The 26,898-nt window shown below is 72.2% G+C and carries 26 protein-coding genes; 15 read left to right on the top strand and 11 right to left on the bottom strand.

What is annotated here, in order from left to right; all coding sequences use genetic code 11:
• Positions 1–39 precede the first annotated feature (39 nt).
• From HP550_RS00575 to HP550_RS00540, 8 genes are all read left to right on the top strand, one after another.
• Positions 40–1,122 carry a response regulator gene (locus tag HP550_RS00575; protein ID WP_175345656.1) on the top strand — a complete coding sequence of 361 codons (1,083 nt, stop codon included), beginning with the start codon at positions 40–42 and terminating at the stop codon, positions 1,120–1,122.
• Positions 1,119–2,087, top strand: a complete 969-nt coding sequence (locus HP550_RS00570; RefSeq protein ID WP_175345655.1) for an ATP-grasp domain-containing protein — start codon at positions 1,119–1,121, stop codon at positions 2,085–2,087. The genes HP550_RS00575 and HP550_RS00570 overlap by 4 nt, the downstream gene beginning before the upstream one ends.
• Positions 2,084–2,797: a PHP domain-containing protein gene (locus tag HP550_RS00565; protein ID WP_175345654.1), complete on the top strand. Its 714-nt coding sequence runs from the start codon at positions 2,084–2,086 to the stop codon at positions 2,795–2,797. The genes HP550_RS00570 and HP550_RS00565 overlap by 4 nt, the downstream gene beginning before the upstream one ends.
• A complete protein-coding gene (locus HP550_RS00560; protein ID WP_175345653.1) occupies positions 2,794–4,278 on the top strand; it encodes a glycosyltransferase family 2 protein in 1,485 nt (494 codons plus the stop codon). The genes HP550_RS00565 and HP550_RS00560 overlap by 4 nt, the downstream gene beginning before the upstream one ends.
• A complete protein-coding gene (locus HP550_RS00555; protein WP_175345652.1) occupies positions 4,275–4,460 on the top strand; it encodes a hypothetical protein in 186 nt (61 codons plus the stop codon). The genes HP550_RS00560 and HP550_RS00555 overlap by 4 nt, the downstream gene beginning before the upstream one ends.
• The gene (locus tag HP550_RS00550; RefSeq protein ID WP_175345651.1) at positions 4,457–4,807 is read left to right on the top strand and encodes a response regulator; all 351 of its coding nucleotides are present in this window, start codon (positions 4,457–4,459) and stop codon (positions 4,805–4,807) included. The genes HP550_RS00555 and HP550_RS00550 overlap by 4 nt, the downstream gene beginning before the upstream one ends.
• 7 nt (positions 4,808–4,814) lie before the next feature.
• Positions 4,815–6,593 carry a sensor histidine kinase gene (locus HP550_RS00545; protein ID WP_175345650.1) on the top strand — a complete coding sequence of 593 codons (1,779 nt, stop codon included), beginning with the start codon at positions 4,815–4,817 and terminating at the stop codon, positions 6,591–6,593.
• A 106-nt stretch (positions 6,594–6,699) separates the two neighbouring features.
• Entirely contained in the window at positions 6,700–8,103 is a 1,404-nt protein-coding gene (locus tag HP550_RS00540) for an FAD-binding oxidoreductase (protein WP_175345649.1), read from the top strand.
• A 33-nt stretch (positions 8,104–8,136) separates the two neighbouring features.
• Here HP550_RS00540 and HP550_RS00535 read toward each other — a convergent pair whose 3' ends face one another.
• The 4 genes from HP550_RS00535 to HP550_RS00520 all read right to left on the bottom strand — a co-directional run bounded on the left by HP550_RS00535 (position 8,137) and on the right by HP550_RS00520 (position 11,982).
• Entirely contained in the window at positions 8,137–8,340 is a 204-nt protein-coding gene (locus tag HP550_RS00535) for a hypothetical protein (protein ID WP_175345648.1), read from the bottom strand.
• Positions 8,321–9,061, bottom strand: a complete 741-nt coding sequence (locus HP550_RS00530) for a signal peptidase I (RefSeq protein WP_175345647.1) — start codon at positions 9,059–9,061, stop codon at positions 8,321–8,323. The genes HP550_RS00535 and HP550_RS00530 overlap by 20 nt, the downstream gene beginning before the upstream one ends.
• A gap of 4 nt (positions 9,062–9,065) precedes the next feature.
• Positions 9,066–9,770, bottom strand: a complete 705-nt coding sequence (locus tag HP550_RS00525; RefSeq protein WP_175345646.1) for a TasA family protein — start codon at positions 9,768–9,770, stop codon at positions 9,066–9,068.
• A gap of 79 nt (positions 9,771–9,849) precedes the next feature.
• Positions 9,850–11,982, bottom strand: a complete 2,133-nt coding sequence (locus tag HP550_RS00520; protein WP_343047874.1) for a putative bifunctional diguanylate cyclase/phosphodiesterase — start codon at positions 11,980–11,982, stop codon at positions 9,850–9,852.
• Positions 11,983–12,158: 176 nt separating this feature from the next.
• Between HP550_RS00520 and msrB the strand changes: the two genes are divergently transcribed.
• The 3 genes from msrB (at position 12,159) to HP550_RS00505 (ending at position 14,279) form a co-directional block, all read left to right on the top strand.
• A complete protein-coding gene (gene msrB / locus HP550_RS00515) occupies positions 12,159–12,560 on the top strand; it encodes a peptide-methionine (R)-S-oxide reductase MsrB (RefSeq protein ID WP_175345645.1) in 402 nt (133 codons plus the stop codon).
• A gap of 380 nt (positions 12,561–12,940) precedes the next feature.
• Positions 12,941–13,723 (top strand): NERD domain-containing protein, encoded by a 783-nt coding sequence (locus HP550_RS00510; RefSeq protein ID WP_175345644.1) that lies wholly within the window; start codon positions 12,941–12,943, stop codon positions 13,721–13,723.
• 106 nt (positions 13,724–13,829) lie between these two features.
• Positions 13,830–14,279 (top strand): MarR family winged helix-turn-helix transcriptional regulator, encoded by a 450-nt coding sequence (locus tag HP550_RS00505; RefSeq protein ID WP_343047872.1) that lies wholly within the window; start codon positions 13,830–13,832, stop codon positions 14,277–14,279.
• 53 nt (positions 14,280–14,332) lie between these two features.
• Here the strand turns inward: HP550_RS00505 and HP550_RS00500 are convergent, their stop codons facing one another.
• The 3 genes from HP550_RS00500 to HP550_RS00490 all read right to left on the bottom strand — a co-directional run bounded on the left by HP550_RS00500 (position 14,333) and on the right by HP550_RS00490 (position 18,172).
• Positions 14,333–15,982 (bottom strand): MFS transporter, encoded by a 1,650-nt coding sequence (locus HP550_RS00500; protein WP_246280335.1) that lies wholly within the window; start codon positions 15,980–15,982, stop codon positions 14,333–14,335.
• Between the two features lie 61 nt (positions 15,983–16,043).
• Positions 16,044–16,544 carry a MarR family winged helix-turn-helix transcriptional regulator gene (locus HP550_RS00495; RefSeq protein ID WP_175345642.1) on the bottom strand — a complete coding sequence of 167 codons (501 nt, stop codon included), beginning with the start codon at positions 16,542–16,544 and terminating at the stop codon, positions 16,044–16,046.
• Positions 16,545–16,684: 140 nt separating this feature from the next.
• Positions 16,685–18,172 carry a sugar porter family MFS transporter gene (locus tag HP550_RS00490; RefSeq protein ID WP_175345641.1) on the bottom strand — a complete coding sequence of 496 codons (1,488 nt, stop codon included), beginning with the start codon at positions 18,170–18,172 and terminating at the stop codon, positions 16,685–16,687.
• Between the two features lie 186 nt (positions 18,173–18,358).
• Here HP550_RS00490 and HP550_RS00485 point away from each other — a divergent pair, with 186 nt between their 5' ends.
• The 3 genes from HP550_RS00485 to HP550_RS00475 all read left to right on the top strand — a co-directional run bounded on the left by HP550_RS00485 (position 18,359) and on the right by HP550_RS00475 (position 20,970).
• The gene (locus HP550_RS00485; protein WP_175345665.1) at positions 18,359–18,958 is read left to right on the top strand and encodes a hypothetical protein; all 600 of its coding nucleotides are present in this window, start codon (positions 18,359–18,361) and stop codon (positions 18,956–18,958) included.
• Between the two features lie 381 nt (positions 18,959–19,339).
• Entirely contained in the window at positions 19,340–19,960 is a 621-nt protein-coding gene (locus HP550_RS00480) for a DUF47 family protein (RefSeq protein WP_175345640.1), read from the top strand.
• A 5-nt stretch (positions 19,961–19,965) separates the two neighbouring features.
• Positions 19,966–20,970, top strand: coding sequence for an inorganic phosphate transporter (locus tag HP550_RS00475; RefSeq protein WP_175345639.1), 1,005 nt, complete (start codon positions 19,966–19,968; stop codon positions 20,968–20,970).
• A 17-nt stretch (positions 20,971–20,987) separates the two neighbouring features.
• Here the strand turns inward: HP550_RS00475 and HP550_RS00470 are convergent, their stop codons facing one another.
• Genes HP550_RS00470 through mshD form a run of 3 tightly spaced genes read right to left on the bottom strand, consistent with a single transcriptional unit; the run spans position 20,988 to position 25,167 of the window.
• Positions 20,988–21,965, bottom strand: a complete 978-nt coding sequence (locus HP550_RS00470; RefSeq protein WP_175345638.1) for an NUDIX domain-containing protein — start codon at positions 21,963–21,965, stop codon at positions 20,988–20,990.
• A complete protein-coding gene (locus HP550_RS00465; protein ID WP_175345637.1) occupies positions 21,962–24,199 on the bottom strand; it encodes an RNA degradosome polyphosphate kinase in 2,238 nt (745 codons plus the stop codon). The genes HP550_RS00470 and HP550_RS00465 overlap by 4 nt, the downstream gene beginning before the upstream one ends.
• Positions 24,196–25,167: a mycothiol synthase gene (gene mshD / locus HP550_RS00460; protein WP_175345636.1), complete on the bottom strand. Its 972-nt coding sequence runs from the start codon at positions 25,165–25,167 to the stop codon at positions 24,196–24,198. Before mshD ends, HP550_RS00465 begins: the two co-directional genes overlap by 4 nt.
• A 97-nt stretch (positions 25,168–25,264) precedes the next feature.
• On the opposite strand from mshD, the gene HP550_RS00455 reads away from it, so the two are divergent.
• Complete coding sequence (locus HP550_RS00455) at positions 25,265–26,461, top strand: NAD(P)-binding domain-containing protein (protein WP_175345635.1); 1,197 nt, start codon at positions 25,265–25,267, stop codon at positions 26,459–26,461.
• Between the two features lie 18 nt (positions 26,462–26,479).
• Here HP550_RS00455 and HP550_RS00450 read toward each other — a convergent pair.
• Positions 26,480–26,898: HNH endonuclease signature motif containing protein (locus tag HP550_RS00450; protein WP_175345634.1), on the bottom strand; the 419-nt coding region annotated here is incomplete at its 5' end.

Genomic DNA, 26,898 nt, shown 5'->3' with positions numbered 1-26,898 from the left:
AGCGTGGGGAGACCGGCCGGCCACGGAGGGCAACACGTAGTGACGAACGAGCAGATCAGGGTGCTGGTGGTCGAGGACGACGCCGACACAGCACAGTACGTCCGCACGGTGCTGGAGCGCCGCGGGGGCATGGACGTGACGGTCGTCCACGAGCCGATGTCCGCGCTGGCGGAGGTCGCGGCCCACCAGTTCGACGTGGTGCTCACCGACATCCAGATGCCCGGTATGAGCGGGTTGGAGCTGCTGGTGGAGCTGCGGTCACGCGCCGCCGGCACGCCCGTGGCGGTCATGACGGCGTTCGCGAGCGTCGACTACGCGGTCGAGGCGCTGCGGCGCGACGCCGACGAGTTCCTGGTCAAGCCGGTGGCCGCCGCGACGCTGCTGGAGCGCATCTCGGCGCTCGCGGTCGAGGGTCGGGCCAAGCGTGCGGCGATGGGCAGCAGCGAGGTCGTCCTGGCCGTCGGCGCCCATCCCGACGACGTGGAGATCGGGGTCGGCGCCACGCTCGCGTCCCACCGGGCGGCGGGCGACTCCGTGGTCATCCTCACCCTGTCCGGCGGGGCGATCGGCGGTGACGTGCAGTCCCGGCGGCACGAGGCGCTCGCGTCGGCCGGCGTGATCGGCGCCCGCCTGTACCTGCACGACTTCGAGGACACGCGGCTCGACCCCGCGGGCGGCCTCATCACGACGATCGAGGAGCTCATCGCCGAGATCGAGCCGACCGTCGTCTACACGCACAGCGAGCACGACCGGCACCAGGACCACCGCGCGGTCCGGCAGGCCGTCGACGTCGCCGCGCGCCGCGTCCCGTCGCTCGCCTGCTTCCAGAGCCCGTCGTCGACCATCGACTTCCGGCCCACCCGGTTCGTACCGGTCGACGGGTTCCTCGAGGCGAAGCTCCAGATGCTCGCGGCGTTCGAGTCGCAGTCGCACCGCGACTACATGGACCCCGACCTGGTGCGGGCCACCGCCCGGTACTGGTCGCGCTTCGGCGGTGGCGAGTACGCGGAGCCGCTGGAGATGGTCCGGGCCGCCACGATGCTGAGCAGCAAGGCGCGGGCGATCGGTGTCGCCGCTGCCCCCGCCGCCGAGAAGGTCGACGGGCACGGAGGTCACGCATGAGGGTCCTGGTCACGGGTGCAGGGGGACCCGCCGGGGTGGCGGTGATCCGCTCGCTGCTGCGGCGCGGCGACGTCGAGGTGATCGCCGCCGACATGGACCGCTGGGCCAGCGCGCTGTACCTCGTCGAGGCGGGTGCGCGGCACCTGGTCCCGGCCGGCCGTGCGGCGGACTTCGTGGACGTCGTGCGCAAGCTCTGTCTCGACGAGCGCGTCGACGTGCTCTTCCCGACGGTCGACGTCGAGCTGCCCAAGCTCGCCGCCGCCCGCGACGAGCTGCTCGCGGACGGCACCATTCTCGCGTCCCCGTCGCTGGCGACGCTGGAGACCTGCCTGGACAAGCTCGCCCTCGCCGCGGCCTGCGCGCGGACCGTCCGGGTGCCACGGACCGAGCTGATCGGCACGCCGCAGGCGGTGTCCGGCTGGGACTTCCCGGTGATCGTCAAGCCCCGCCGCGGCGCGGGCTCGCGCGGCGTCCGGCTGATCGGCACGCAGGCGGAGCTCGACGCCGTGCACGACGCCGAGGAGGACCTGCTGGTGCAGGAGCTCCTGCCCGGCGACGAGTACTCGGTGGACGTCCTGGCGGGGCTCGACGGTCGGGTGATCGCCGCCGTGCCGCGCGCCCGCCTCCGGGTGGACTCCGGCGTCGCGGTCGCGGGGGTCACGGTGCACGACGACGAGCTCATCGAGACCGCGTCGGCCGTGGCGCGCGCGGTCGGCCTCACCACCGTGGCGAACGTGCAGCTCAAGCGGGACGTCGACGGGCGTCCGGCCCTGCTCGAGGTCAACCCGCGGTTCCCCGGCGCGATGCCGCTGACCATCGCGGCCGGCGTCGACATGCCCTCCCTGACGCTCGACGCGGTGCTCGGCCGTCCGCTGCCCGACCACGTCGACTTCCAGGAGATCGCGAACGTGCGCTACCTCGAGGACGTCTTCCTGCCGATCGCCGACGTGCTGCCCCCACGATGAGCACAGGTCCGCTCACCGACGGCGACCACCACGTCCACTCGACGTTCTCCGACGACGCCGTCAGCACGCCCGCGCAGAACCTGGCGGCCGCGCAGGTCGCCCGCCTCCGCGAGATCCGCATGGTCGACCACGTCCGCGTCTCCACGACGTACGTGCCGGAGTTCCTCTCGGTGGTCCGCGCCCTGCCCCGGCTCGAGGGGCTCACCGTGCTGACCGGCGTGGAGGCCAAGATCCTCGACGCGTCCGGCGCGATCGACGCCCCGCCGGAGGTGCTCGCAGCCCTGGGCACGCCCGCCGGCCCGGACCGCGTGCTCCTGGCCGACCATCAGGTCCCCGGACCGGACGGACCCTGGAGCCCGCGGGCCACGCGCGAGCGCATCGATGCCGGCCTCGCCCCGGCCGACGTCGTCGAGATGCTGGTGACGGCGACGATCCGCGCCATGCGGGCGGCCGGACGGGCGCAGCTGGCGCACCCGTTCTCGATCCTGCCCAAGATCGGCCTGAAAGAGGACGACGTCCCCGACGAGCTGCTCGACGCCCTGGCGCAGGCCGCGGTGGACACGGGTACCACGGTCGAGATCAACGAGAAGTGGCAGTGCCCGGGTCCGCGCGCGGCGGACCGCTGGCGGGCGGCGGGCGTGCAGCTGGTGGCCTCCACCGACGCGCACGACGCCGCCGACGTGGGCGTCTACTCGTGGGTGCGCGGATGACGGGTGTCGGGCAGGACGCGCTCGTCGCGGTCTTCGTCGCGTTCGTGGGCATCGGCGTCATCCCCGTGCTCGCGGGGCTGTACCAGTACCTCCTGGTCCCCGTGCACGCGTTCCGCAACCACCTGCACGCCGCGGCGCCGCGGCTGCCCCGCGTGGTCGTCATCGTGCCCGCCTGGAACGAGGGGGCGGTGCTCGCGGCGTCGCTCGACCGGCTCATGGGGCTGGAGTACCCGCCGGACCGGCTCAAGGTGTTCGTCGTCGACGATGCCAGCACCGACGACACGCCCGACGTGGTCCGCGCCAAGGCCGCCCAGTACGACGACCGCATCGTGCACCTGCGCCGCGAGCAGGGCGGTCAGGGCAAGGCCCACACGCTCAACCACGGCATCCGGTACGCGCTGGACGACGACTGGATGCAGGCGCTGCTCATCATGGACGCGGACGTCATCTACCGTCCGGACTCCCTGCGGCGGATGGCCCGGCACCTGGCCGACGAGAACGTGGGTGCCGTGACGGCGTTCATCCGCGAGGGCAGCGGGCGACCGGGGACCGTCGCGCGGTTCATCGGCTACGAGTACGTGACCGCGCAGGCGGCCGCGCGGCGGGCGCAGAACGTCATGGGGGCCATGGCGTGCCTCGCCGGTGGCGCGCAGCTGCACTCGCGGGAGAACCTCCTGGCGGTGGGCGGTCAGGTGGACACCTCCACGTTGGCGGAGGACACGTACACCACCTTCCTCACGCAGCTGAACGGCCGGCGCGTGGTGTTCGAGCCGGCGGCGGTGGTGCTGGCGGAGGAGCCCGACACGATCACCGCGCTGTGGAAGCAGCGGGTGCGCTGGGCACGCGGGAACGTGCAGATCACGCGCACCTTCGCCCGCGTCTGGTTCCGGCCTTCCCGCAAGCACAACCTGGGCAGCCTCGACTTCGGGATCATCTGGTTCGCCATCTACCTGCTCCCGGTGGCGATGACCCTGGCGGCGGTAGGCCTGGTGGGCCTCTACTTCGTCGCCAGCGTGACCGCCACCGCGGTGTTCGAGGGGTTCTGGTGGGTCGCGGTGAGCGCCTACGTGTTCATCACCGCGACCACCCTCCTGCTCGACCGGGAGACGGCCCGCCGGTCGTGGTTCGAGGGCATCGTGTTCCCCGGCCTCGGCGCGATGGTCGTGATGACCGCCGCCTGGTTCCCCAACCTCTGGGAGGAGCGCCTCCCGCAGCTGCTCGGGCTCGAGATGACCGAGACCGGCCGCGCGGTCTGGACGCTGACCCTCTACTCCTGGTCGGTCCTGGCGATGCTCCTGGCGTGGGTGATCCGGATCCTCGAGCGCATCCGTCCGGTGCGGTGGCTCGCGCTCCCGCTGCTCTACGTGGTGGGCTTCGGTCCGGTGCTCTGCGCCATCACGCTCGACGCCTACGTGAAGCAGTGGCGCGGCGCCGCCGCAGTGTGGGACAAGACCGAGAAGACAGGACGGGTGATGGGATGACCGGCGCTCACCGAGCCGCTGCGGGCGACGACACCCGGTGGTGGGCGACGCTCTCGTCCGACGCCCTCGAGGACGAGATCCGGTCGAACGCGCGCTCCGAGCGTCGGCTCCTGCTGGTCGTCGCCCTGGTGTCGGCCGCGATCACGATCGCGGTCCTCCTGCTGCACGAGGGCGTGCTGTGACCGCGCGCGTGCTGGTGGTCGACGACGAGCCGGACGAGCTCGCGCTCATCGAGCGGCACCTGCGTCGGCTCGGCTACGACGTGCTGGCCACCAAGAGCGCCGAGGAGGCGCTGGCCGACGAGGACAACCTCGGGGTGGACGTCGCGATCGTCGACCTGCGGCTGCCCGGCATGGGGGGCTGGGAGCTGGTCGACGTCCTGCACGCGCGCCGCCCCGGCCTGCCGGTCATCGTGACGTCGGTGCTCGACCAGGACGACTACCCGCAGGTGGAGGCGTGGCTGCCCAAGCCGTTCACCGGAGAGGGAGTGCAGGCCGCGGTGGCCCGCGCGCTCGGGGAGTCCCCGTGAGTGCGCCATGAGCGAGATCTGGTCCAGCGAGCGCACCGACCTGGTCACGACGACCTCCCGCTACCTGCGACGCCTGGCCCGGCACCTCGGCCCGGACGGCGACGTGGTCGAGCGACAGCTGCCGTTCGTCGGGATGTTCTTCGTCGCGGTGCTCACGCTGCTGATCCCGGGAGCTCGCGTGACGAGCCCGGTCGAGGTCCTGATCGCCGGGGTGCTCACCGCGGGCCAGCTGGTGGCGGCGCGGCTGCTGCCCTGGAGCCGGTGGCCCGAGGGTGCCCAGGACATCCTGCCGATGGTCCAGCTGCTGGCCGTGGCCCTCCTGCGGTCCGGGACCGGCGGGCCCGGATCGCCGTACACGACGCTCGTGTTCTTCCCCGTGATCGCGCTCGCGTCCGAGACGGGCCGTCGAGGGATCGTGCTGGCCACGGCCGGCGTCGCGGGGGTCGTGTTCTCGCCGGTCCTGCTCTCGAGCGTGCCCGTCACCACGGACACGGTCATCCGGACCCTGTTCGTCACCCTGGTGGCCTTCGTCGTCGCCGCCACCGTGCACGAGATCACCGCCCGGCTCCGGGCCCGCAGCCGGGCCCTGCTCTCGCTCCAGATGGACCAGGCGACGCTGCTGGACCGTGCCCGCGCCGACGCCGTCGAGCTCGCACGGGTCGCCAACCAGCGGCGCGCGGCCCGCGACCAGCTGGTCTCCGTGATCGACTCGGCCACCGAGCAGGCCATCATCGCGACCGACGCCACCGGCATGGTCGAGGTGTTCAACGCCGGGGCCGAGGCGCTGCTCGGGTACGGACAGGGCGAGGTCGTCGGACGCATGCGCCTGACCGACTTCCACGACCGCGCCGAGCTGGAGGCGCGCCGCGAGATGCTGTTCTCCGACAACAGCCCTATCGACCACCCCCAGACCCTGGTGGACGCGCTGGTCGCACCGGCGCTCGCGGGCCGGCCGGAGGTGCGGGACTGGACGTACGTCGCGCGCGACGGTGCCCGGATGACGGTCCGGCTCGCGGTCACCCGGCGCGCCGAGTCCGACGGCACGACCAGCGGCTACGTCGTCGTCGCCACGGACGTCACCTCCGAGCGGGAGGCCTCGCGGCTCCAGGACGAGTTCGTCAGCCTGGTCAGCCACGAGCTGCGCACTCCGCTGACGTCGGTGCTCGGCTACCTCGAGCTGCTCACGGACGGCACCGACCCGTTGTCCGACGAGCAGCGGGAGTACCTCACCGTCATCGAGCGCAACGCCCGGCGCCAGCTGCGCCTCGTGGGTGACCTCCTGCTCAGCGCCCAGGTGGACGCCGGCCGGTTCTCCATCGCGCCGCAGCGGATCGACGCCGCCGAGATCGTGTCCGCGGCCGTGGCGGCGGCCACGCCTGTGGCCGAGGCGGCGGGCATCGAGCTCGTGCCGTCGGTGACCTCCACGCCCCTGGACGCCGACCCGGTGCGGCTCGCGCAGGCCGTCGACAACCTGCTCTCCAACGCGATCAAGTTCACGCCCTCCGGCGGGACGGTCCGGCTCACCGTCGCCCCGGGTGTGCGCGGAGGCGCGGTCGTCGAGGTCGCGGACAGCGGCATCGGGATCCCACCCGACGAGCTGTCGCAGCTGACCAACCGCTTCTTCCGGGCGTCGACGGCCACGCGCCGGGCCATCCCCGGAGTCGGGCTCGGGCTGTCGATCACCAAGGCGATCATCGACGCCCACGGCGGCACGCTGGACATCACCAGCACCCTGGGCGAGGGCACCACGTTCTCGATCACGGTGCCGGCCACGCCCCCGGGCTGACGTACTGCTGCGTAACTTCGGACATCTCGGATGTATCAGGCGGCCGAGGCCCGGTCCCCTTCTGCCCGTGCGCCGACCGACGGCGCGGACAGGAAAGGGCACGACCATGACCATCCTCAGCTCGCCGATCGGTGCGGACTACCGTCCGGCCACCGCCGCAGCCATCCAGGCGCTCGCCGACTCCGGCGTCCCTGTGCACCTGCCCGGCACCGAGGCGTACGCCGCCCTCACGGGTACCAGCAACCTCCTCAAGGCGATCAGCCCCGTGGCTGTCGTCGCCGCTCGCGGGGCCGACGACATCAGCGGCACCCTGCGGCTCGCGGCCACCGCGGGCGTCCAGGTGGCCGTCCAGGGCACCGGCCACGGCGCCACCGAGACGATGCAGGACGCGATCCTCGTCAGCACCACCGCCCTGGACGAGGTGACGATCCACGCCGACGAGCGCTGGGCGCGCATCGGCGCCGGCGTGAAGTGGGCTGCCGTCCTGGCGGCGTGCGGGCCGCACGGGCTCGCCGGCCTGGCCGGGTCGTCGCCGGACGTCGGCGTCGTCGGCTACCTGACCGGCGGTGGCCTCGGCCCGGTCGCCCGCACCCACGGGCTCGCGTCCGACACGGTGCGCGCGTTCGAGCTGGTCACCGGCGACGGGGAGTTCCGTCGCGTCACCGCGGCGAGCCACCCGGACCTGTTCTGGGGCCTGCGCGGGGGCAAGGGCTCGCTCGGCATCGTCACGGCGGTCGAGATCGACCTCGTCGACCAGCCGGAGATCTACGCGGGCGCCCTGTGGTTCGCCGCCGCCGACGCGGCCGCGGTGATCCGTACGTGGAGCCAGTGGTGCGAGCTGCTGCCGGAGGAGGGGACCACGTCGATCGCCGTGATGCGGCTGCCGGACCTGCCGATCTTCCCCGAGCCGCTGCGCGCGACGATGTCGGTGTCGGTGCGCTTCGCCTGGACGGGTGACCCCGCGGTGGGCGAGGAGATGATCCGGGCCATCCGCTCGGTCGCCGCGCCGCTCATCGACACGGTGCAGGCGATGCCGTACTCGTCGCTCGGTGACGTGCACAGCGACCCGGTGGAGCCGATGCCGCTGCACGAGCACCACAGCCTGCTGCACTCGTTCGGGGCCGACGGCGCCGAACGCCTGCTCGAGCTGGTGGGCCCGGACGCGCAGACCGCCCAGGCGATGGTCGAGGTGCGTCAGCTGGGCGGCAAGGTCCGCGACGACCGAGGGGTGCCCAGCGCGTTCCCGCACCGCGACGCGGCGTACTCGCTCTTCACGATCGGCGTGATGATCCCGGAGATCGCCCAGGTGGTCACTGCGGACACCGCGCGCGTGCACGGCGGGCTCGCCGACTGGGCGTTGACCGGCGGCCTGCCCAACTTCACCGACACGGCCGGGCCGCAGTGGGTGGAGCGGGTGTTCCCGCCGGAGGTGGCGCGCCGGCTCCAGATGCTCTCGCTGGTGTACGACCCCGACGCCGTGCTGCTCGGAGCACGCGGCCTGCGGTCCTGACGGTCCGGGCTCCGGCTCCGTCAGGAGCCGGAGCTACGGCTCCGGAGTCGGTGTCGGCGTGACGGTGAACGTGATCGATACCTCGGTGCTGTCAGTGAACTGCGCGGAGGTCGAACCCACGTGCGGGCTCACGAGCGCGGCGACCGCCAGCGCGACGGCGACGCCGAGCCGGATCAGGCCGGCGCGGTCCACGGACCAGAAGCTGCGGCGCGGACGGTCAGTCGAGGAGGAGCTCATCGAACCTCCTGTCCGTTCCCGTCGGGTTCCCGGAGACCGGGTCCGCGCGCCGGTCGCGTCGTCCGTCGCCCAGCGCGAGCAGCTCCAGCGTAGCGAGCGCGAGCAGTGGCGGAACGAGCATCGTCGCGCGTCCCTGCGCGGAACCCGCCCACTGCAGGACCCAGCCCCACCCCTTGTGCACGCCGAGATGCACCCCTCGGACGCGGCCGATCGGCGTCGCGTTGACGTCAGCCTCGCTGTTGGCGTCGCCCTTGGTGACGACGTAGAACTTCGTCACCGGATCCCCGTTCGCGTCGCGCTCAGGGACCATCCGCCCGTCCGCGGCCTCCTCGAGGTCGGGCAGCGCGCGCAGTGCCACGATCCGGTGGGTGACCAGCTGGGTGGACTCGCCGGTGGGCCAGAACGAGATGATCTGACCCACCTTCAGGTCCGACTCGTCGGAGATCGCACGGAGCACCACGGCGTCGCCCGCATCGAACTTCGGCGCCATCGAGCCCGACGTCACGATGAGCAGGCGCTGCTGGTGCAGCTGGTACCACAACGGGATGGCCAGGGACGTCGCGTACGCGGCCCCGCAGACGCCGATGACCACCCACAGGGCGACGCCGGTCAGCCGACGCCAGACGGGCTTCGAGACGCGACGACGGCGTCGACCGACGACGCGCGGCGCGCGCCGGTCGACGTTGGGGGCGTCACGGCGCCCGTCCGACCAAGGGGACATCAGCTCAGGGGTTGTTGACGACCTGCTCGGCGTTGAACGTCAGGTCGAGTGTCGCGCCGGTGGCCTGGTAGCTGTTGTCGGCCAGCAGCAGGGGTAGGTCGACCTTGAAGCACAGCCACTCGGAGGGGGTGTCGACCTCGAGCTCGCGGTCGCCCGGCTGGTCGCCCTGGGTACTGCTGCCCACGAGCGGCGCGGTGAGGGTGGGCCAACTGTTCGTCGCCACGTCGGGGTGAAGGGCGACTGCAGTAGCCGTGCCGATGGTGGTGGCACTGCACCCCGCCGCGTCCGCGACCTCGAACACCGACAGCTCGAGGACGTCCCGGAGGTCGCCGACCGTCGGTGCGGGCGCGAGAGTGGGGCCCGCGATTCCGCTCGGCGTGACACTGGCCGAGTAGGAGATCGAGTACCGCAGCGCGAGCGAACCGTCGCTCCGGACCTCGATCGGGGCATAGGTGGAGTCGCCGGGAGCGAGGTTCACCGAGTCGAACGCGAACGTGGTGGGCTGCCCGAGGGCGAGATCCACCGTTCCGGTCGAGATCGAGGCCGACGCCGCATCGTTGTCCGTGAAGATGGCGGACGTCGTCAGCGTGGTTGCACCGATGGCCGCGAGGCCGACGATCGCCACGGTGGTCCACAGGCGCCGACGACGCGGTGCGTCGTGGTGCACCGGTGCGGGGTCGATCATCTCCTGGAGCAGGTCGTCCATCATGCGGGAACCCCCCTTGGGGCGAGAGTCGAGAAGGTTGTATCGGCACCTCGGGGCCCGACTTGAGGCGAACGCACGATACTCACCCGTTCGGGTTGTCTGCGACCGGCGCGCCCGGCGGCCGCGGCGGTCGTGTGTGGCGGGTGCTGGTGGTCGGGGTCGACGCCATCGCGGCACCGGTGCGGACGCCCCTGCCCCGTCGCGGCCGCGGCACCGACTGCGTCAGCGGGAGGTCGCCGGCCGGGACCGCCTGCGAGTAGAGGAAGCCCTGCGCCTGGTCGACGCCGAGCCTGCGCAGGATGACGGCCGTGGACTCGTCCTCGACACCCTCGGCGACCACCCGCAGGTCGAACGAGTGCGCCAGGTCCACCATCGCCTGCACCACCACCTCCGAGCCCTCCCGGCCGTCGGCGCCCAGGTCGGAGACGAACAGCCGGTCGATCTTCAGCTCGTCGACCGGCAGGTCCCGGAGCTGGGAGATCGACGTGTTGCCGATCCCGAAGTCGTCGATGGCCACGCGGATGCCGAGCGCGCCCAGCCGCTCGAGCACCGGGACCACCCGGGAGGGGTCGGCCACCAGCGCGGTCTCCGTGATCTCGACCTCGAGCAGGTCCGCCGGCACGGAGTGCTCGTCCAGCAGCGACTCGATGAGGTCCACCACCGCCGCGGTCGTCACGTCGTGCGCCGACAGGTTGACCGCCACGGGCGTCGCGCGGCCCTCGGCGCGCCACGCCGCGAGCTGCGTCACGCACTCCGTGAGCGCGTAGCGGGTGACGTCGTGGATGAGGCCGGACTGCTCGGCCAGGGGGATGAACGTGGTGGGCGGCAGCACTCCGCGCGTCGGGTGCACCCAGCGCATCAGCGCCTCGAGCCCGACGGTCTGGCCCGTCGCCAGCTCGATCTTCGGCTGGTAGTGCATGCGCAGCTCGCGCGGGGCGTCGGCCGCGGGGGTCAGTGCGCGGTGCAGGTCGCCCAGCAGGACCAGGCGGGCCGGCGACGAGTCGTCCTCGTCGGCCGAGTACACCGAGACGCCGGTACGGCGGTGCTTCGCCGCGTACATCGCGACGTCCGCGGTGCGCATCAGCGAGGACGGGTCCGTGGCGTGGTCCGGCAGGCAGGCGACACCGACGGACGTGTCCACGTGCAGCGGCAGCTCGCCGAGCATGAACGGCGGGACGAACAGTCCGCGCACCCGGCGGGCCAGCCGCTCGGCGTTGGCCACGGAGCGGACGTCGGGCAGCAGGATCGCGAACTCGTCGCCGCCGAGCCGCGCCACGATGTCCTCGTCCCGCAGCGCGCCGCGCAGCCGCTCGGCCACCTGTTCGAGCAGCTCGTCGCCCCGGTCGTGGCCGAGCGAGTCGTTGATGTCCTTGAACCGGTCGATGTCGAGGAGCATCAGGCCGACGCGCGAGCCCGTCTCCTCGGCCTCGAGGATGGTTCGGCGCATCCGCTCGGCGAGCATGCGCCGGTTGGGCAGGCCGGTGAGCGAGTCGAGCAGGGCCAGCCGGGCATTCTCCAGCGCGGTCGCCTGGAGCCGGCGGGACGCGGTCCACACCGTCCGGAACAGGACGGTCCACAGCGCCAGCAGGCCCAGGGCCACCACCAGGGACACGGTGCGGACGGCGTCGGCGAGGGCCACGCCGGCGGCGTCGTGGTTGAGCATCACCTCCGCCGCGCCGATCACGTCCTCGCGCGGGCGTGCCGGGTCGCGCTCCGCGGTGTCGCCCGCGATCACCGGTACGTAGACGTCCAGGACGCGACTCTCGGTCCCGCCCTCGCCCTCCACCTCCGCGCCGCGCACGTCGGTGATCACGCGGGCGCTCGGACGGCCGCCGTCCTGCGTCACCAGGTCCAGCCGCGCGCCGTCGGGGAAGCCGGTCGTGGTCCGGTCGGCGGAGCTGTAGATCAGGGAGCCGTCGAGCGCCCAGAGCCGCAGCTCCACCAGCCTCTCGCCGAGCCCGGACGTCGCGGCGCGCACGGCTTCCCTCTGCTCCGGGGTGAGCGCGTCGGGCGACACGTAGGAGTCGGTCGGCACGATGGTGTTGGCGTAGGAGGTCACGGTCTCGGCGGTCGCGATGCCGTCCCGCACCGACTGCTGGCTCATCACGCTCCAGGTCACCCCGACGAGGGCGAGTCCGAGCACGGCCATGGCCACGATGCTGATGACCGCGAACGATCTCGTCAGCGGCCAGCGACGGCGGGTGGCTCTGGGCACGCGGGACCTCGTGTGCTGGTTCGAGCGCGGACCGGGAGGGGCCCGCGCTGAGCCGAGAGTATGCGTTGTGCCCGGCGAACAGCGACACCGCAGGTCAGGGATCATCCCGGCGAGTCGGGAACGTCCGTCCTCGCCCGACGGTTGCACAGGACGCCGACTTTTCCCAGGAGGATCCGATGACGTACGACGTGACCAAGACCGACGAGCAGTGGGCCCTGGAGCTGGAGCCGCAGGAGTTCGCCGTGCTCCGGCGCGCCGGGACCGAGCGGCCGTGGACGGGCGAGCTGCTGGACGAGAAGCGCACCGGCGTCTACCGCTGCCGGGCGTGTCAGAACGAGCTGTTCCGCTCCGACACGAAGTTCGACTCCCACTGCGGCTGGCCCAGCTTCTTTTCGCCGCTGGCCGGCGACCGGGTGGAGCTGATCTCCGACCGCAGCCTCGGCATGGTCCGCACCGAGGTGCGCTGCGCGCGGTGCGGGTCGCACCTCGGGCACGTGTTCGACGACGCCCCGCAGACCCCCACGGGCGACCGTTTCTGCATGAACTCGGTCAGCCTGACGTTCGAGGCCGAGGGCTGAGCTGGAGTGCAGCGGAGGGTGGGGGCGCGCCAGCGCACCCGCCCGTAGCGGAACGCAAGCCCGGCGCGACCATGGGACCTGAGGGCTGAGCTGGAGTGCAGCGGAGGGTGGGGGCGCGCCAGCGCACCCGCTCGTAGCGGAACGCAAGCCCGGCGCGACCATGGGACCTGAGGGCTGAGCTGGAGTGCAGCGGAGGGTGGGGGCGCGCCAGCGCACCCGCCCGCAGCGGAACACAAAGCTCGGCGCGACCATGGGACCCGACGCGTGAGTGGACTCGTTCGGGGTGCGCTGCGGCGCGCCGGAGCCGACACCCCGAACGGGCGACGTCCACATGGTCGACACAGGTGAAGTCCAGACGCGTACCTGCCGATAATGCACGCGTGGAAGATGTGCTGACGGTGCGGCGGTGGAGGCGGTACGGCGCCGACCGTCTCTATGTCACGCAAGGATCCGGCGCCCGCGTCGGATCGGTCGACCTCCAGTCCGGTGAGGTCGTGGTCGACGACCCGATGCTCGAGGGCGGACTGCGCCGCGCGGCCCAGGCCTACCTGCGCGCCGATGTCGCCGAGCTGGCGCTGACCATGCCGACCACCGCCCTCGGGGACCTCCACCCGCTCGACGAGGCCGCGCTCCAGGCGTGGCTCGGCGGGGAGGACTGGGACGCGATCCACCTCTCGGCTCTGCGGGGCGAGCGGGGCAGCTCGGTACGCACGCGGCTCGAGCGCATGGGCGACGAGGGCTGGCAGGTGATCCACGACGTGCCGCTGGGCCGCCAGGGGAGCCTCGTCGAGCACCTCCTGATCGGTCCGGCCGGCATCTTCACCGTCGCCGAGCGTCGGCACCCCGGTCAGCGCGTCGTCGTGGAGGGTCGCACCCTCGAGGTCGACGGCCGCTCCATGTCCTACCTGCGCGACGCGCGGCTCGAGGCCACCCGAGTGCAGGGCGCACTGCTTGCCGCGGCGTGCGCGGCGATCACCGTGCGCGGCGTCGTCGTCGTGCACGGCGACCTCGAGGTGCGCACGGTCCAGCCGGGGCACGACGCGTTCGCGATCGCCCGCCAGGACGTGCAGGCCGTCTTCCGCGCCATGCCCGCGCGGCTCGACCCGGCGCGCATCGGGGCGATCGCCCACGTCGCGCGCCAACGGTCCACCTGGTCGCACTGAGCCGCTGGAGGCGTTGACACCCTCCGGCGTCGGTGATCTGCTGAAACGCTCACCCACTTGGGTGGCGATGCAACGATTTCTATGCTTTTGGCACCAGGATGTCCCCGTGGTCGACGAACAGTTCCGCCAGCTCGAGCGAGAGCTCGGTCTTCTCCTGCGCCGCGCGCAGGCGTCCTCGGCAGCGATCTCGCGGGATGTCCATCCCGACCTCGAGCCCGCCGCCTACTCGCTCCTGGCGCTCATCGCGGCCGCGCCCGGTGTGCGGGCCAGCGATCTCGCCATGACGATCGGCGTCGGCAGGGGGACCATGTCGCGCCAGCTGGCCCGGCTGGGCGCCCTCGGCCTGGTGTCCCGGCGGCCCGACCCCGACGACTACCGGGGTCAGCTCCTCGAGCTCACCGACGAGGGCCACCGTCGGTTCGACAGCGCGCAGCAGGCCCGGCGAGCGTTCCTCCGCCAGGCGCTGACCGGGTGGGGCGAGGCGGACGTCGTGGCGCTCGCCCGCCAGCTCGCCCGGCTCAACGAGGACCTCGCGGCGACCCGCCGCCCGCACTGAGACGCAGACGCGCCGCCCGGTCGAGATGACCGGGCGGCGCGTTGCTGTGCGGGTCAGTCGCGGGTGGAGATCCGCTCCTGGTCGGTCAGGGCGTCCAGCTCGGCGTCGACGGCCTGGTCGGAGGTGGCCGGCGCGAGCATCGCGGCCTCCTGCTCGAGGAGCTGCTCGATGCCCGAGCGGTTGCCCAGCGGCACCTCCTTGAGGAACAGGACGGCGATCAGCGAGATCAGCGCGACGGGCGCGGCGACGAGGAACAGGTCCGCGATCGCGTTGCCGAACGCCTGCTCGACGACCATCCGGATGTTGTCCGGGAGGGTGGACAGGTCCGGGATCGCTCCGTCGGAGCCCATGGCGGACGGGTCGATGCCGATCGCCACCAGCCCGCGGACCATCAGGTCGGTCACCCGGTGCGAGAGCACGACGCCGAGCGCGGAGACCCCGAGCGCGCCGCCGAGCGTCCGGAAGAACGCCACGGTCGAGGTGCCGGAGCCGACCTCCCGGACGTCGAGCGTGTTCTGCACGGCGAGCACGAGGTTCTGCATGAGCATGCCGACGCCCGCGCCGATGATCACCAGGTAGAGCGCGACCAGCGTGAAGCTCGTGTCGAAGTGGATGGTGCCCATGAGGCCCAGGCCCGCGGTGAGCAGGATGGCGCCGGCGATCATGAACTTCTTGTACCGGCCGGTGCGGCTGATGATCTGCCCGGAGAGCGTCGAGGACACCAGCAGGCCGACGATCATCGGGATGGTGAGCAGGCCGGACTGGGTCGGCGTCTTGCCCCGGGCCAGCTGCATGTACTGGCTGAGGAACACCGACGTGCCGAACAGCGCCACACCCACGGCGATGCTGGCGATGACGGCCAGCACCAGCGTCCGGTTCTGGAACAGGTGCAGCGGGATGATCGGCTCGGCGGCGCGGGACTCGACCCACACGGCGAGCGCGAGGGCGAGCAGCGAGCCACCGACCATGGCGGCGGTCTGCCACGAGGCCCAGTCGAACGAGGTGCCCGCGAACGTGATCCACAGCAGCAGGGTCGCGATGCCGATCGACAGGAGCGTGGCACCGGCGTAGTCGATCTTCACCGTGCGGGACGTGCGTGCCGGCAGGTGCAGGGTGCGCTGCAGCACGATGATCGCGCCGACCGCGAACGGCAGGCCGACAAAGAAGTTCCAGCGCCAGCCGGGGCCGTCGGTGATCACGCCGCCGAGCAGCGGGCCGCCGACCATGCCGATGCCCATCACGGCGCCCATGAGGCCCATGTACTTGCCGCGCTCGCGCGGGCTGATGATGTCGGCGATCAGGACCGCGCCGAGCGCGGTCAGGCCGCCGGCGCCGATGCCCTGCAGAGCGCGCATGCCGATGAGCATCCCGGTGTCGTGCGAGAACCCGGCGAGGGCCGAGGAGATCACCGAGATGGCGAGCGCGAGCTGGATGAGCAGCTTGCGGTCGACGAGGTCGGCCAGCTTGCCCCAGATCGGCGTGGAGATGGTGGTGGTCAGCAGGGTGGCGGTGACCACCCAGGTGAAGGCGGACTGCGTGCCGTCCAGGTCGGAGATGATCCGCGGCAGCGACGAGGACACGACGCTCGTCGCGAGGATCGAGACGAACATCCCGAGCAGGATGCCCGAGAGGGCCTCGAGGACCTCTCGGTGGGTCATCTTGGGGGTGATCTCCGCGGTGCTGGTGGGGGTGGGGGTGGACATGGTCTCGCTCTCGATGGTGCTGGCAGGGAGACCCGGCGACGTCGGCAGGTCGGGAGGGGAGTCAGGCGGGGGTCAGGACGTCAGCGGCGTGCACAGGAGCAGGCGCGTCCGTGGGAAGGGCGAAGCGGGACACGGACTCGCCGAGCCGGTCCAGGGTCGCGGCGGCGTCGAGCAGCTCGTCGGGCGACCAGTCGGCGAACACCTCGGCGGCGCGCCGCCCGAGCGCTGCCGCGATCTCCACCGCGAGCGACCGGCCGGCGGGGGAGAGCTGGATCGTGCGGGCGCGGCGGTCGTCGTCGGCGACCGCGCGCTCGACCAGGCCGTCGTCGACCAGCTGGCTCACCTGACGGCTGGCCACCGAGATGTCGACGCGCAGGACGTGCGCGAGGTCGCTCACCTGGAGGGTGCCGCGACGCTGGAGGATCCGGACGATCGCGAGGGTGCCCTTGGAGCACCCGATGTCGCGGGCCACCCCTAGCGACGACTCCCGCAGCGCGCGGTTGAAGGCCTCGACGGACCGCAGCAGTGTTTGCGGGGGCGTCTCGGGCAGGGCGGACGGCATGGGACTCCTTTTGTTGCTTGGTGCAACCATACGATCGATAATTGCTTCAAGCAACTGAAGTACCGGGTTATTCCTCGGATGGGAGCACAGCAACGCGGCCGGGCCCGTGGAGTGGCCCGGCCGCGCGCAGCAGTCGTGCGTCAGGAGGACGCGCTGGTACCCCGCCAGTTCCGGTCGACCTTGACGTCTTCCATGTCCTCCAGCTCGATGCCCTTGGTCTCGGGCACCTTCCAGAGCGTGAAGAAGAACGAGAGCGCCGCGAAGATCGCGTACATCAGGTACGGGATCGAGGCGCCGAACGCTGCCAGCATGGGCGGGAACGAGACCGTGATCAGGAAGTTCGCGATCCACTGCGCGGCCGCTGCCACACCGAGCGCCGCGGCGCGGATGCGGTTGGGGAACATCTCGCCCAGCAGCACCCAGACCAGCGGGCCCCACGTCGCGCCGAAGAAGACGACGAACAGGTTGGCGGCGATCAGGGCAATGACCCCCCACGAGCCGTCGAGCGTGACGTCCTCACCGGACCCGGACGACTGCGTGAACGCGATCGCCATGATGCCGAGCGTCACGGCCATGCCCGCGGAGCCCGTGAGCAGCAGCGGCCGGCGCCCGACCTTGTCGATGAGCGCGATGGCGATGAACGTCACCAGCACGTTGGTGATCGACGTGATCGTCGAGACCATGAACGACTGGCTCTCCTCGAACCCGACGGCCTGCCACAGCGTCGTCGAGTAGTAGAAGATCACGTTGATCCCGACGAACTGCTGGAACACCGACAGCAGGATGCCGATCCACACCACCGGCAGGAGCCCGAAGCGCGGGCCCTTGAGGCTCGCCTGGGACTCCAGCTTCTTGTCGGTCTCGATCGTCTTCTCGATCTGGGCGACGTGGGCCTCGACGTCGTCACCCTCGGCCAGCGTCGTGGCCAGCACCGCCTTGGCCTCCTCGCGCTTGCCGGTGGCGATGAGGTAGCGCGGCGACTCGGGGATCCGCAGGGCGAGGATGCCGTACACCGCGGCGGGGATCACCGCGACGATGAACATCCAGCGCCAGGCCTCGAGCCCGAACCACAGGTCCTCGGCCGCACCGCCCGCGGACGTCGCCAGCAGCTGGTCGGAGAGCAGGGCCGCGAAGATACCGAGCGTGATCGCGAGCTGCTGCAGCGAGCCCAGCCGGCCGCGCATCGCCGCCGGGGCGATCTCCGCGATGTAGGCCGGCGCGATCACGGACGCGATGCCGATGCCGATGCCCGCCATCACGCGCCACAGGACCAGGTCCCACGCGCTGAACGCGATGCCGGACAGGATCGAGGAGACGAAGAACAGCACCGCGCCGAGAAACATCACGCGGGTGCGGCCCCACCGGTCGGCGAGCTTGCCGCCCAGCCACGCGCCGAACGCGCAGCCCAGGAGGGCGATGGCGACGACGATGCCCGTGACGGCCGGGTCGATGTCGAACTCGCCCTCGATCGCGTTGACCGCGCCGTTGATGACCGAGCTGTCGAAGCCGAAGAGGAAGCCACCGACCGCAGCCGCGACCGCGAGCCCGATGGCCTTGTTCTTGTACGGGTGCGGCGGGACGACCGGGCCTCCCGTCGCCCCCTGCGGCGACCCTGACGCGTGGGACATGTCGATACCTCCGTGGCGCCCCCGAGCCGCTCCCGGGGAATCATTCCCACCTTGGCCCCCAGCGGGTGAGGGCGCACGTCGGAGGCGTGCCTGCTGGCTCGACGAGGGCGTCCGGTGCAAGATCGTCCGATGGACGGGACGGACGGAGCCGGGGCGCGCAGGGCGCAGCGCCCTCGGCGACCCGCGATGCTCGACCCGGCGCAGGCGGACGAGCTGCCGGGCGGCTACGACCCGGCGCTGCGCAGCGAGGCGGCCCACACCACCGCGGCCGCCCTGGTGCACCAGGGCCGGGCCAACTCCGATCCCGAGGTCGTCGCACGGCTGGTGTCCCTGGTCGAGCGGGAGGGGCTCGACGTGGTCGCCGCCCTGTGGTCGGACAGCGCGGCCGACAGCCTTCCCGGGGCGTTGTGGCGGCTGTACGTGCTGCGCGAGTGGGTCCGACGCGACCCCGCGACGGTCGCCGACCGGTACCGGCTCGGCGTGGCGGCAGCCCCGGTGCACGACGTCGTGGCGGGCGTGGCCGACGCCCCGGGACCTGCCGACGTCCGGGTCGTGGCGGACGCGGTGCTCTCCGGGGTCTACACGGGCGACCTGGATGTCGCGCTCGAGCGCGCGGCCGCGTTCTGCCGCGTGCTCGCCACGGGTGCCGCGTTCGACGCCGACCACCTCGACGACCTCGACCCCACCGCGGCGGTCCGGCTGACCCGTGGCGCCGCGTCGCTGGTGCGGACGGCGGAGGAGCTGGAGCACGCCGCGTCCCTGTGGCGGGCCGGCCGGCTGGAGTGACGTCGCCCACGCCCGGGACTCGCGCACGGGTGAACCCGCTGGTAGCGCATCGGTCGCCCGGCTGCGGCACCCGAGGTCCCACGTCCCGACCGGGATCCGGGCGTACGATGAGCGGCGACGTCGGGCCGCGGTAGCCCCGGGCTCCATCTCAAGCCGCTTCGAGCGGCCACGCGCCGAGAGGCGCTCCGCGGTCCGGCGTCGCTCATGCTCTCGCAGAGCTCAGGGCTGACCCACAGGCGCCACCTGGCTGTCACCATGGGTCCATGCGCACGATGGCGTGCGTTAGGCATTCCCCCGACCGTGTCCTAGCCTGATCCCGCCCTTCCTCCCTGGCCGTTTCCACCTGCCCTGGCCGATTCCCCCTGTCTTCCGGAGCCCGCTGTGCGCCTGCGCCTCACCCCGCGCGACACCACGTTCTTCGACCTGTTCGCCGCTCAGGCGATCCATCTCGTCACCGGAGCCAACCTCCTCGGCGAGATGCTCGGGGCCGACCGCCCGACGCGCAAGGAGATCGGCAAGCGCATCGCCGAGGCCGAGCACGAGGCGGACGACGCGACGCACTCGATCATGCGGCGGCTCAACCAGACGTTCGTCACCCCGTTCGACCGCGATGACATCTACAACCTCGCGTCGAGCCTCGACGACTGCATGGACTTCATGGAGGAGGCCGCGGACCTCATCGTCCTGTACAAGGTCGATGCGCTGCCCGCGCGGGTGTCCGACCAGGTGCAGGTGCTCCAGCGCGCCGCCGAGCTCACCGCGGAGGCCATGCCCCGCCTGCGCTCCATGGAGTCGCTGGCCGAGTACTGGGTCGAGGTCAACCGCCTCGAGAACCAGGCGGACAAGATCCACCGCAAGCTCCTGGCGCAGCTGTTCGACGAGGTCACCGACCCGATCCTCCTGATGAAGGTCAAGGAGATCGTCGAGAAGCTCGAGGACGCCGCCGACGCCTTCGAGAAGGTGGCGAACACCGTCGAGACCATCGCGCTCAAGGAGTCCTGAGCCAGGTGGAGCTCGCGCTCGTCATCGTCGTCGTCGCGTTCGCGCTCGGATTCGACTACACCAACGGGTTTCACGACGCGGCCAACGCGATCGCGACCTCGGTGTCGACCCGTGCCCTGACCCCCCGTGCTGCCCTCATCATGGCGGCCGTCTTCAACCTGGTCGGCGCCCTGCTGGGCACGCAGGTGGCGACGACCATCGCCGAGGACATCATCAGCATCTCGAGCGTCAGCTCCCAGGAGGCGCTGATCATCGTCCTGTCCGGGCTGATCGGCGCCATCACGTGGAACCTCATCACGTGGCGCCTCGGTCTGCCGTCGTCGTCCACCCACGCCCTCATCGGTGGGCTGACCGGCGCCGGCATCGCCGCCCAGGTCACGGTGTACTGGAGCGCGATCCTGGACAAGGTCGTGATCCCGATGATCCTGTCGCCCGTCGTCGGCTTCTCCCTGGCGTTCGCGCTGATGGTGGGCGTGCTGTGGCTCGTGCGGAACTCTGCGCCCGCCCGCACCATGCGCCGCTTCCGGCTGGCGCAGACCGCGTCGGCGGCCGCGATGGCGCTCGGGCACGGCCTGCAGGACGCGCAGAAGACGATGGGTGTCATCATGCTCGCCCTCATCGCCGGCGGCTTCTACACGCAGGGTGACAGCATCCCGCTCTGGGTCAAGCTGTCGGCGGCCACCGCGATCTCGCTGGGGACGTACTCGGGCGGCTGGCGCATCATGCGCACCCTCGGCCGCAAGGTCATCGAGCTGGATCCGGCCCGCGGCTTCGTCGCCGAGTCCGTGGCCGCCTCCGTGCTCTACGCCAGCGCCTACTGGCTGCACGCGCCCATCTCGACCACGCACACGATCACGTCCGCGATCATGGGCGTGGGCGCCACCAAGCGGCTCTCCGCGGTCCGCTGGGGCGTCGCCGGGAACATCGGCGTCGCGTGGGTGCTGACCATCCCCATGGCCGCCCTGGTGGCCGCCTGCGTCTACTGGATCCTCAACCCGATCCTGGCGTGACCTCTCGGTACTGCCCGCTACAGCTCGTGCGGCCGGTGCGTCTCCGTGGCGACCACCCGCGGGCCCTTGGGTGTCTGCGCCACGTGCGCGACCAGCACCTGCGCCGGGTGCAGGAACGGGTCCGCGGTCGGCAGGGCGTCCGCGACCGGGCGGCGGGCGTGCTGTGCCAGCACGTCGACCACGGTCGGCAGCACCGGCCGGTGCGTGCACAGGACCGCGTCCCCGCCGAACTCCAGGAGTGAGAGCACCTCCGCGGCCACCCGCGCCGGCGAGGTCAGGTGCTGGGCCTCCGTGAGGATGCTCGAGACCTCGGGCGTGATCTGGGCCGCGGCGGCGTAAGGCGCGATCGTGCTCACGCACCGGGCCCACGCGCTGGTGACCACGCGGCCGACGCCGAACGTGGACAGCACGGAGACCAGGGCGCGCGCCTGCCGCTGGCCCTCGGGGGTGAGGGGACGGTCCAGCTCCGTGCCCTTCCAGTCCGCGCGCCGCCGCGCCGTCCCGTGCCGGGCGACCACGAGCGCGCGGGTGTCCAGACGGCCCTTGTCGTACGCCTCGACCAGCTCGGCCAGGGGCTCCTGGTCCTCGTCGCGGGTGAGCCGCTTGGACGCGGCGGCGACGTCGCACCACCGGAGCTGGTCGATCTCCTTGGTCGACGCGGGCGGCACGGGCGGGCGTGCGCGCAGCGCGGCCGCGTCCGGGCGGCCGGCCACCTGGGCGGCCCAGTAGTGCACGCGCTTGCGGCGGCCGTCGGACAGCGGGTACTCGAGGCCGGGCAGCGGGATGCCGAGCACGACGTCGTGACCGGTCTCCTCGGCCACCTCGCGGGTGGCTGCGGCGAGGATCGTCTCGCCCGGGTCCACCTTGCCCTTGGGCCAGGACCAGTCGTCGTAGCGGGGACGGTGCACGAGGGCGACCTGGAGCCGGCCGAGCCGCACGCGCCACACGAGGGCCCCGGCCGCCTCGACGACGACCGGTGCCTGGGTGGGGCTCACCGCCCGGTGCCCGGCCGGCGCCGTTGCCGGTAGATGAGAGCTGCCTGGAGGTCCATGAGCGGTCCGTCCGGGCCGAGGTGGTGCCGGGTCCACGTGCCGTCCTGGTCCAGGTGCCACGACGAGGTGGCGTCGTCGCTCGACTCGTCCATGAGCTCGATCAGCTCGCTGACCTGGTCGGGGTCGGCGATGCGGACCAGCGCCTCCACGCGGCGGTCGAGGTTGCGGTGCATGAGGTCCGCCGAGCCGATGTACACCTCGGGCCCCTCGAACGTCGCGTCGGCGGGGGGCGTCGCGCAGGCGAACGCGAAGATGCGCGAGTGCTCGAGGAACCGGCCGAGGATCGAGCGCACCCGGATGTTCTCCGACAGGCCGGGGACACCGGGCCGCAGCGCGCAGATGCCCCGGACCACCATGTCCACGGGCACCCCCGCCTGCGAGGCGCGGTACAGCGAGTCGATCGTGGCCTCGTCGACCATCGAGTTGACCTTGATCTTGATCCACGCCGGCTGGCCCGCTCGCGCGGCGGCGGCCTCGCGGTCGATGCGCTCGACGAGGCCGGCCCGCACCGAGCGGGGCGCGACGAGCAACCGGTGGAACCGCGACTTCGGCGCGTACCCGGACAGCTGGTTGAACAGGCGTGTCAGGTCCTGCCCCACCTCCGGGTCGCTGGTGAGCAGCCCGTGGTCCGTGTAGAGCCGCGCAGTCTTCGGGTTGTAGTTGCCCGTGCCGATGTGGCAGTAGCGGCGCAGCCCGTCGGACTCCTGGCGCACCACCAGGGACAGCTTGCAGTGGGTCTTCAGCCCGACGATGCCGTAGACCACGTGGACGCCGGCCTGCTCGAGCTTGCGCGCCCAGGAGATGTTGTTCTGCTCGTCGAACCGGGCCTTGATCTCCACCAGGGCCAGCACCTGCTTGCCGGCCTCGGCGGCGTCGATCAGGGCGTCGACGATGGGGGAGTCGCCCGAGGTCCGGTAGAGCGTCTGCTTGATGGCGAGCACCTGCGGGTCGGCGGCGGCCTGCTGGAGGAACACCTGCACCGAGGTGGAGAACGAGTCGTACGGGTGGTGCAGGAGGATGTCGCGCTCGCGGATCTTGGCGAACATGTCCGCGGGCGTCGCGCTCTCCACCTCGGCCAGCTGGCGGGGCGTGGAGGCGATGAACCGGGGGAACTGGAGCGAGGCGCGGTCCAGGTCCGCGATGAGGTTGAGGCCTGTCGCGTCCAGCGGGGCGGGCAGCTGGTAGACCTCGTCCTCGGCCACGTCGAGCTCGCGGATGAGCAGGTTGCGGATGCGCGGGCTGATGCCGTCGGCGATCTCCAGGCGCACGGGCGGCCCGAAGCGGCGGCGCAGCAGCTCCTTCTCCATGGCCTTGAGGAGGTTCTCGGCGTCGTCCTCCTCGACCTCCACGTCCTCGTTGCGGGTCACCCGGAACGTGTGGTGCTCCTGGACGACCATGCCGGGGAACAGCTGCTCGAGGTGCTCGGAGATGACGTCCTCGACGGGGACGAACGACATCGGCCCCTTCTCCGGGGACGCGGCCTGGACGTCCGGGGCGCTCGGCCGGCCGGAGGCGTCGACCGCGATGAACCGGGGCAGCAGCGGCGGCACCTTGACGCGCGCGAAGTGCTCCTTGCCGGTCGCGGGGTTGGTCACCACGACGGCGAGGTTGAGCGACAGCCCCGAGATGTACGGGAACGGGTGCGCCGGGTCCACGGCCAGCGGCGTGAGCACGGGGAAGATCTGCCGGCGGAAGAACTTGCGCAGGCGGTCCTGCTCGCTCTCGCCCAGCTCGTCCCAGCGGACCAGCGTGATGCCCTCGTGCGCCAGCGCCGGCTGCACCTGCTCCGCGAACACCGCCGCGTGGCGGGCCATCAGCCGGTGCGCCTCCTCGCTGATGGACTCCAGCACCTGCCGGGGGGACAGCCCGGACGCAGCCGTCACGGCGATCCCGGTGGCGATGCGACGCTTCAGGCCGGCCACCCGGACCATGAAGAACTCGTCGAGGTTGGACGCGAAGATCGCCAGGAACCGCACGCGCTCGAGCAGCGGGATGTCCCGGTCCTCGGCCAACTCGAGCACCCGTTGGTTGAACGCCAGCCAGGAGAGCTCGCGGTCGAGGAACCGGTCGGGGGGCAGCGGCTCGAGGTCCACGGCGGACTCGTCGAGCTCGGCCTGCGCCATGTGCTCGGCGATGTGGGCCGCCAGGGCCGGATCGATGGCAGGGGCGTCCGTCATGCGCCCATCGTGACACCCGGAGGTGAACTCGGGGTATCGGAACCGAACATGACGTCGACCGCGGACCGCTCGAAGCCTGCCCGTTCGTACGTGTGCACCGCGACGGTGTTCTCTGCGCCCGTGTACAGGATCGCCGCGGTCAGCCCGCGAGCCGCCAGGTGGTCGAGGCCGAGTGCGGTGAGCGCTCGCCCGAGACCGAGTCCCTGCGCGTCCGGGTCGACGCCGACCACGTAGATCTCGCCGACGGGTTCCGGACCGTGCTCGCCCGCCGGGTGCACCTTGGTCCACACCGAGCCCAGCAGGACGCCGTCGCGCTCGGCCAGCAGGAAGCCCGCGGGGTCGAACCACGGCTCCGCCTCGCGCGCACGCAGGTCCGCCGACGTCATGCGGCCCTGCTCGGGGTGGTGGGCGAACGAGCGGGAGTTCACGCGGCGCCACGCGTCCTCGTCGCGACCCGGCTCGAACGGCCGCACCGAGACGCCGGTCGGCAGCGCGGCCGTGCCGGGCGGGCGGGCGGTCAGGTCGAGCCGCATCTGGAGCAGCTCGCGCACCACCGGCATGTCCGCGTCGTCCGCGAAGGCCCGCGCCGCCGGCAGGTCGCCGTGCGCCCAGACCCGCAGCTCCCGGCCCCGGACCGTCGAGGCCTCGGCACGTGCCCGGTCCACGAGCGCGCGGCCGATGCCGCGACGGCGGTGCGCCGGGTCCACCACCAGCTCCGCCTTCACCGAGGACTGCGCGCCGACGTCCAGCTGGGCGTACCCGACGAGCCCGTCCCGTCCGGTGGCGTGCAGGTGGATCACCGGCGCCTCCGGCTCGGTCAGCCAGAGCAGCGGCTGCTCCGAGAGGGGTGCGACGCCGTCCACGGCCGCCGCCCGGTCCGCCAGGGCGCGGACGGCGTCGGCGATCGCGGTGGTCAACGGACCGGCCGTCGCACTGAGGATGACCTGCGCGGACGTGTCGTCGAGCATGGGCCCATCCCACCACGGCCGGGACCCGCGACGGGGGTGCCGAGCGGGTGAGCGGGTACGTTGGCGGGCGATGGATGCCTCTGGGAGCCCCCCGACGATGGCTGACGGGACCCCTGACACCCGCCGGTCGCGGCGGGCGCGCCGGTCGCCGGGCTCCGTCGCGAGCCCCGTGGACGTGACCGTCGCCGTGATCGGGGCGGGTCAGGCGGGGCTGTCCGCGGCCTACCACCTGCGCCGCGCCGGCCTGGTCGCCGTGGGGGAGTCCGGCTGGGAGACCGCCGCCGCGACGTTCGTCGTGCTCGACGACGCCCCGCAGTCCGGCGGCGCCTGGCAGCACCGGTGGCCCGGGCTGACCATGGCCGACGCGCACGGCGTCCACGACCTGCCCGGCATGCCGTTGCTGGTGCCCGACCTCACCGAGCCCGCCGCGTTCGCGGTGCCGTACTACTTCGCGCAGTACGAGGAGGCGTTCGAGCTGCGCGTGCAGCGGCCCGTGCGCGTGGAGCGCGTCGAGTCCGACGGCGACCGGTTGCTCGTGCGGTCGCGCAGCATCGAGCGGCCCGACGAGGCGGTCGTCTGGCGAGCCCGCGGACTGATCAACGCGTCCGGCACCTGGCAGAAGCCCTTCTGGCCCGCCTACCCCGGCCGAGGGGGGTTCCGCGGGCGGCAGCTGCACTCGCACGACTTCCAGCTGCCCGAGGACCTCGCCGACGGGCACGTGGTCGTGATCGGGGGAGGCACCTCCGCCGTCCAGCTCACGCTCCTGCTGGCCCGCGTGACGACGACCACCTGGGTCACCCGTCGACCGCCGCAGTGGCGCGACGAGGCCTTCACCCCCGAGGTCGGTCGCGAGGCCGTGGCCGAGGTCGACGAGCGCACCCGCGCCGGGTTGCCGCCGCAGAGCATCGTCAGCGTGACCGGTCTGCCGCTCACGCCCGAGTACCGGATCGGGATCACCGCGGGCGTCCTGCGCGCACGGCCCATGTTCGACCGGATCACCCCCGACGGCGTCGAGTGGGACGCCCCCGACGAGCCCGGAGACGGGTGGGTCGGCGGACCGGCCCAGGTCGAGGCCCGCACCCTGCTGTGGTGCACCGGGTTCCGCGCCTCGCTCGACCACCTCGCCCCCCTCGGCCTGCGCGCGCCCGGCGGCGGGATCGTCATGGACGGCACCCAGGTGGTGGCCGACCCCCGCATCCAGCTGGTCGGCTACGGCCCGAGCGCATCGACGGTGGGCGCCAACCGCGCCGGCCGCGAGTCGGTCCGCAACCTGCAGAGCCTCCTGGGCGTGTGAGCTCGGGGCCGCGCTTCGTCAGCGGTCGGGTTTGTGGCCGTCGGGGGCGTTGATGGTCTGCCCGCGGTGGTTGCGGAACACGTAGCGCAGGGGTGTGCGTCCGGCGACAGGTACGTCGATGCCCATGGCCGACGCGCTGCCGCCACTCGCCGTCTGACGGAGTTCTGCCTTGGCGTGTTGGCGTCGGGTCCACCCTGGGGGTTTCTCCAGGCGGGTGATGCTCAGGTTGAGACGGTGGACCTCGGTGTGGTGGTGCTTGCAGAGCAAAGCCGCGTTACCGATCGACGTGCCGCCCTTGTCTCGGTCCCACCAGCGGATGTGGTGCACCTCGCAGCGGGACGCGTGCTGGTCGCACCCGTTCCAGGTGCACTGCCCGTCGCGCACGATCGCGGCGCGTCGTTGCGCGGTGGTGAACAACCGCTTGGTGCGGCCGACGT

It is taken from the genome of Cellulomonas humilata, from assembly GCF_013359775.1.
GTDB lineage: Bacteria > Actinomycetota > Actinomycetes > Actinomycetales > Cellulomonadaceae > Cellulomonas > Cellulomonas humilata.
Note: the sequence above shows the minus strand (reverse complement) of the source record. Positions and strands in the feature narration are given on the sequence as shown.

What these genes read in the sequence shown, in the direction of transcription:
- HP550_RS00570 (WP_175345655.1), top strand. Translation starts at nt 1,119, where the DNA reads ATGAGGGTCCTGGTCACGGGTGCAGGGGGACCCGCCGGGGTGGCGGTG.
- HP550_RS00565 (WP_175345654.1), top strand. Translation starts at nt 2,084, where the DNA reads ATGAGCACAGGTCCGCTCACCGACGGCGACCACCACGTCCACTCGACG.
- HP550_RS00560 (WP_175345653.1), top strand. Translation starts at nt 2,794, where the DNA reads ATGACGGGTGTCGGGCAGGACGCGCTCGTCGCGGTCTTCGTCGCGTTC.
- HP550_RS00555 (WP_175345652.1), top strand. Translation starts at nt 4,275, where the DNA reads ATGACCGGCGCTCACCGAGCCGCTGCGGGCGACGACACCCGGTGGTGG.
- HP550_RS00545 (WP_175345650.1), top strand. Translation starts at nt 4,815, where the DNA reads ATGAGCGAGATCTGGTCCAGCGAGCGCACCGACCTGGTCACGACGACC.
- HP550_RS00540 (WP_175345649.1), top strand. Translation starts at nt 6,700, where the DNA reads ATGACCATCCTCAGCTCGCCGATCGGTGCGGACTACCGTCCGGCCACC.
- HP550_RS00535 (WP_175345648.1), bottom strand. Translation starts at nt 8,340, where the DNA reads ATGAGCTCCTCCTCGACTGACCGTCCGCGCCGCAGCTTCTGGTCCGTG.
- HP550_RS00530 (WP_175345647.1), bottom strand. Translation starts at nt 9,061, where the DNA reads ATGTCCCCTTGGTCGGACGGGCGCCGTGACGCCCCCAACGTCGACCGG.
- HP550_RS00525 (WP_175345646.1), bottom strand. Translation starts at nt 9,770, where the DNA reads ATGATGGACGACCTGCTCCAGGAGATGATCGACCCCGCACCGGTGCAC.
- msrB (WP_175345645.1), top strand. Translation starts at nt 12,159, where the DNA reads ATGACGTACGACGTGACCAAGACCGACGAGCAGTGGGCCCTGGAGCTG.
- HP550_RS00500 (WP_246280335.1), bottom strand. Translation starts at nt 15,982, where the DNA reads ATGTCCACCCCCACCCCCACCAGCACCGCGGAGATCACCCCCAAGATG.
- HP550_RS00495 (WP_175345642.1), bottom strand. Translation starts at nt 16,544, where the DNA reads ATGCCGTCCGCCCTGCCCGAGACGCCCCCGCAAACACTGCTGCGGTCC.
- HP550_RS00490 (WP_175345641.1), bottom strand. Translation starts at nt 18,172, where the DNA reads ATGTCCCACGCGTCAGGGTCGCCGCAGGGGGCGACGGGAGGCCCGGTC.
- HP550_RS00485 (WP_175345665.1), top strand. Translation starts at nt 18,359, where the DNA reads ATGCTCGACCCGGCGCAGGCGGACGAGCTGCCGGGCGGCTACGACCCG.
- HP550_RS00465 (WP_175345637.1), bottom strand. Translation starts at nt 24,199, where the DNA reads ATGACGGACGCCCCTGCCATCGATCCGGCCCTGGCGGCCCACATCGCC.
- mshD (WP_175345636.1), bottom strand. Translation starts at nt 25,167, where the DNA reads ATGCTCGACGACACGTCCGCGCAGGTCATCCTCAGTGCGACGGCCGGT.
- HP550_RS00455 (WP_175345635.1), top strand. Translation starts at nt 25,265, where the DNA reads ATGGCTGACGGGACCCCTGACACCCGCCGGTCGCGGCGGGCGCGCCGG.